The organism is Achromobacter sp. Marseille-Q4962 (assembly GCF_943737005.1).
Lineage (GTDB): Bacteria > Pseudomonadota > Gammaproteobacteria > Burkholderiales > Burkholderiaceae_B > Achromobacter.
Genome location: NZ_CALSFU010000073.1, coordinates 1 through 918 on the forward strand (window position 1 = coordinate 1; position 918 = coordinate 918).

1 protein-coding gene is annotated in these 918 nt (G+C 63.7%); it reads left to right on the forward strand.

Going from position 1 to position 918, the window contains the following annotated elements; translation table 11 throughout:
- Position 1: 1 nt before the first annotated feature.
- On the forward strand, positions 2-918 hold a 917-nt coding region (gene tuf, locus NGJ44_RS23095; RefSeq protein ID WP_251866065.1), incomplete at its 3' end, for an elongation factor Tu.

Sequence of the window (918 nt, forward strand, 5' to 3'; positions counted from 1 at the left end):
CATGGCAAAAGGCAAGTTTGAACGTACCAAGCCGCACGTGAACGTGGGTACGATTGGTCACGTTGACCACGGCAAAACGACGTTGACGGCGGCCATCACGACGGTGCTGTCGAGCAAGTTCGGCGGCGAAGCCAAGGGCTACGACCAGATCGATGCGGCTCCTGAAGAGAAGGCGCGCGGCATCACGATCAACACGGCGCACGTGGAATACGAAACGGAAACGCGCCACTACGCGCACGTTGACTGCCCGGGCCACGCCGACTACGTGAAGAACATGATCACGGGCGCGGCGCAGATGGACGGCGCGATCCTGGTGGTGTCGGCCGCCGACGGTCCGATGCCGCAGACGCGCGAGCACATTCTGCTGAGCCGCCAGGTGGGCGTGCCGTACATCATCGTGTTCCTGAACAAGGCGGACATGGTCGATGACGCCGAGCTGCTGGAGCTGGTGGAAATGGAAGTTCGCGAGCTGCTGTCGAAGTACGACTTCCCGGGCGACGACACGCCGATCATCAAGGGTTCGGCCAAGCTGGCGCTGGAAGGCGACAAGGGCGAGCTGGGCGAGCAGGCGATCCTGTCGCTGGCGCAGGCGCTGGACACGTACATTCCGACGCCGGAGCGCGCGGTTGACGGCACGTTCCTGATGCCGGTCGAAGACGTGTTCTCGATCTCGGGTCGCGGCACGGTGGTGACTGGCCGTATCGAGCGCGGCGTGATCAAGGTTGGCGAAGAAATCGAAATCGTGGGCATCAAGCCGACGGTGAAGACGACGTGCACGGGCGTGGAAATGTTCCGCAAGCTGCTGGACCAAGGCCAGGCGGGCGACAACGTGGGCATTCTGCTGCGCGGCACCAAGCGTGAAGACGTCGAGCGCGGCCAGGTGCTGGCCAAGCCGGGTTCGATCACGCCGCACACGGA